Here is a 3,809-nt window from a genome sequence, read left to right as displayed (position 1 = left end):
ACCGCTTCGTCACCCACGTCCTGGAGGTCACCGGCCTCGGGGAGAGCGGCCGGCCCGCGCTGAACACCGTCTTCGGCCGCCGGCCGGCCGTGGAGCCGCAGGAAGGCGTCCACGCCGGCCGTCGCGATCCGCTCGACCTCCTCGTCCGCCACCGGGAGCGCGCCCCAGAAGGAGCGTTCGGCGATGCCGTGGAAGGTCAGCAGGGTGAACTGCTCGGCGGCCAGGGCGGCGTCGCCGACCGCGAGCAGCCCGCGCCCGGAGAGCGCCTCGAAGTGCTCCGCGAGCTCGCGCTGGGAGGCGCCCGGCCCGGCCTCCAGCCAGGCCGCCAGGACGTCCGCCGGGATGTTGGCCACCTCGGCCCGGATCGCCCGGCCGAGCGCCCCGTGCTCACCGGCGGACAGCACGGCGCGGGCCCGCTCGACCGCGAAGTCGATCAGGTCCTGGCGCAGCTCGACCACCCGGCCGAGGTACTTCGCCATCAACTCGCTGATCCGCTCGGTCAGTTCCGCCGAGTTCCGCAGGGCCACCGACTGGAAGAGGGCCTCCTTGTCGGCGAAGTGGTTGTAGACCGTCCGCTTGGACACCCCGGCCTCGGCCGCGATCGCGTCCATGCTGGCCCGGACGTAGCCCTCGCGCCCGAACACCACCGTCGCGGCCCGCGTGATCGCCTCGCGCTTCTCCGGCCGCCCCGTTCCGCCCGTCGCCGCCACGGCCCTCTCCTCTCCCACCGGCCCACCGGCCGACCACCGAAAAAACTAGCCGGTGTAGTTTATCCAGGCGGCGGCGCACCCGGACTTGCCGTCGAACGGACGTGTTCTATGCTGCGTACGACTTCTACATCCGTGTAGAAGAAATGGGAAGCGCCCCCGCCCACGGGCGGCCGGCCCCGTACGGGAACCGGCGTCCGAAAACCGGCGTCCGGAACTGGCAGCGCCACGAACAGACTTCCGGACCACCGGACGGCACGCGGCGCAGGCGCCACCGTGGCGCGCGGAGCACGGGAACACCGGGGTGAGGGCGTGACGGGGCAACGAGGACGGCCGGGCGGCCAGCGGGCGCGCCGACGGGCGGCGGACGGGCCGGCCGGGCACATACGCCCGCTGTCCGGCGGCCCCGCGCTGCCGGCGGCCGTCGCCCTCGGGCTGCCGCTGGCGGGCGCCGCGGTCGACGAGCTCTCCGGCTCCGGCACGGGCCTCGCCTTCGCCGCGGCCGCGGTGCTCGGCACCGGCCTGGCGGCCGCGCTGAGCAGCCGCAACGGCTGGTGGTGGGTGCTCGCGGCCTCGCCGCTGGTCGTCCTGGGCGTGACGGCCGCCGCCGAGCTCGCCGCCCACCGCGACCGCTACCAGGGCAAGGGCCTGGCCACCGGCGCCGCGAAGTGGGTGGTGCACGGCTTTCCCGTGATGGCCGGGGCCGCGGCCGCGGCCGTCGTCGTGATCACCGTCCGGCTGGTCCGGGCGAGGAGGAGGCAGCATGGCTGACGACCCCGGGAACGGCGCGGGCACCGGCGCCCGCCGCCCCTCCGCGCCGCTGATCGCGGGCCGGGTGCTGGCCTGCACCGTCGGCTTCGCGGTGTTCGCCGCCAGTGGAGTGGTCTGGTACGAGTACAAGCAGCTCACCGACGGGATGACCACCTCCGGCGTCATCGCCGAGACCAAGAAGGACGCGCCCAAGCACCTCGACAACTCGGTCAACCTGCTGCTGATCGGCCTGGACAGCCGCAAGAACATGGACGGCACGGACCTCCCGCCCGAGTTCGTCCAGGACGAGCTGCACGCCGGCCACAGCTCCGACATCGGCGGCTACAACACCAACTCCCTGATCCTGCTGCACATCCCGGCGAACGGCGGCAAGGCGCAGGCCGTCTCGATACCCCGCGACGACTACGTGATGACCTACGACGCGGACGGCTCCCAGCTCGGCATGGCCAAGATCAAGGAGGCCTACGGCGCGGCCAAGGAGAAGGCCGACGGCCGACTGCGCGCCAAGGGCCTCAAGGGCGCCGACCTGGAGAAGGCCGGCCGGGACATCGGCCGCGCGGCCACCATCCGCACCGTGCAGAAGTTCCTCGACCAGCCCGTCGACCACATCGCCGAGGTCAACCTGATGGGCTTCTACGACATCGCCAAGGCCCTCCAGCCGATCGAGGTCTGCCTCACCCACGACACCAAGGACCCGGCCATGGAGGGCCAGGGCTCCGGCGCCGACTTCCACAAGGGCATCAACAAGCTCAACGCCTCGCAGGCGCTCTCCTTCGTCCGCCAGCGCCACAACCTCGACGGCCCGGACGGCAACACCGGCGACTTCGCCCGCACCCACCGCCAGCAGGCGTTCATCTCCTCCGTCGTGCACAACCTCAAGCAGAAGGGCGTCGTCGGCGACCTCGGCAAGATGCAGGAGCTGATGGGCGTGATCCAGAAGGACCTCGTCATCGACGACCAGTGGAACGTCCTCGACTTCGCCCAGCAGGCCCCCAACCTCACCGGCGGCAACGTCGAGTTCAACACCCTGACCTTCGACGGCTTCGGCACCAAGAACGGCCAGGACGTCAACCTGGTGACCCCGGCGAAGGTGCAGAAGGTGGTCAAGCAGCTCTTCGGCTACGCCGACGCCGCCCCCGCGCCGGCCCCGACGGACCCGGCGGACCCGGCGGGCACCCCGGCCGCCCCGACCCCCGCCGCCCCGCCGGCCGCGACCGCGCCCGCCGCGACCACGCCCCCGGCCGCCGCCAAGCCCGTCACCGTGGACGTCTTCAACGCCTCCTCCGCCACCGGGGTCACCTCCGCCGCCGAGGCGAAGGCCCTGGTCGCCATGGGCTTCAAGGAGGGCCGCACCGGCCCGGCCGGCACCCGGCCGAAGACCACCACCGTCACGTACGGCAAGGGCGCCAAGGAGGCCGCCGAGCAGATCGCGGCCCGCTACGGCGTGACCGCCACGGCCTCCGCCGCCACCGCGGCCGACCACGTCGTCGTCACCCTCGGCACCGCCTTCACCGGCGTCGCCGCCGACCAGCCCGCCGCCCCCGGCCCGGCCGGCACCGCCCCGGCCGACCCGGCCGCCAACCTGCCCATGCAGGGCCCGGCCGTGGACGCCCAGTCCGACGGCGGCATCCCCTGCGTCTACTGACGCGCCCCGCACCGACAGCCGAGGGAGGCTCCCCGCCCGGGGAGCCTCCCTCGATGGTTCCTACCCGGAAGCGGCCACCGAACGAGATCACGGAAAACCCTGGCGCGATTCTACGTACTATGTATAGTGTACTGCGTACGGGATAACCGCACGAGCACCGACGAGAGGGTTCTCCGCCTTGCAGATCACCAAGACCGCCGTCTCCCTGACCGTCGAGGACGTCACCACCTCCGCCGCCTTCCTCCAGCGGCACTTCGGCTACACCGAGGCGATGTCGGCCGACGGCTTCGTCTCGCTCGCCCACCCCGGCGGCGGGGTCGACGTCGTCTACCTCCGGCGCGGCCTCGAAGTCCTGCCGGAGGAGCAGCGCCACCGGATCGCGGACGGCGTGATCCTGGCCTTCGTCGTCGAGGACATCGCCGCCGAGGAGCGGCGGCTGCGCGAGGAGGGGGTCGTGATCACCCTGCCGCTGCGCGAGGAGCCGTGGGGCGAGAAGCTCTTCCAGGTCGCCGACCCGAACGGGGTGGTGATCGAACTGGTCGAGTGGGCGACCGAGCAGTAGGCGACGACGACGGCGCCCCCTGTCCCGGCCGGCGGTTTCCAGGGGTCGTTGCAACACGTGGTTAGTTGATCAAGCCGCGATCAGTTTATGCAGGCGCTCGGCTGGGGTTTCCCAGCCGAGCGTT

The 3,809-nt window shown here is 72.5% G+C and carries 4 protein-coding genes; 3 read left to right on the top strand and 1 reads right to left on the bottom strand.

The features are described from left to right. Positions 1-710 (bottom strand): TetR/AcrR family transcriptional regulator (locus ABZW03_RS38400; protein ID WP_355269142.1); only part of this gene is annotated, 710 nt, incomplete at its 3' end. Positions 711-1,019: 309 nt separating this feature from the next. Here ABZW03_RS38400 and ABZW03_RS38395 point away from each other — a divergent pair. The 3 genes from ABZW03_RS38395 to ABZW03_RS38385 all read left to right on the top strand — a co-directional run bounded on the left by ABZW03_RS38395 (position 1,020) and on the right by ABZW03_RS38385 (position 3,685). Next, a complete protein-coding gene (locus tag ABZW03_RS38395; protein ID WP_355269140.1) occupies positions 1,020-1,478 on the top strand; it encodes a DUF6542 domain-containing protein in 459 nt (152 codons plus the stop codon). Next, positions 1,471-3,123, top strand: a complete 1,653-nt coding sequence (locus ABZW03_RS38390; RefSeq protein ID WP_355269138.1) for an LCP family protein — start codon at positions 1,471-1,473, stop codon at positions 3,121-3,123. The genes ABZW03_RS38395 and ABZW03_RS38390 overlap by 8 nt, the downstream gene beginning before the upstream one ends. 178 nt (positions 3,124-3,301) lie before the next feature. Then, positions 3,302-3,685: a VOC family protein gene (locus ABZW03_RS38385; protein ID WP_355269136.1), complete on the top strand. Its 384-nt coding sequence runs from the start codon at positions 3,302-3,304 to the stop codon at positions 3,683-3,685. Positions 3,686-3,809: the final 124 nt, after the last annotated feature.

Source organism: Kitasatospora sp. NPDC004799, assembly GCF_040609095.1.
GTDB lineage: Bacteria > Actinomycetota > Actinomycetes > Streptomycetales > Streptomycetaceae > Kitasatospora.
The sequence above is the reverse complement of the archived record's forward strand: the minus strand, read 5'-3'. Positions and strand labels throughout refer to the sequence as shown.

Coding starts and splice junctions, on each gene's coding strand:
- ABZW03_RS38390 (WP_355269138.1), top strand. CDS start 1,471: ATGGCTGACGACCCCGGGAACGGCGCGGGCACCGGCGCCCGCCGCCCC.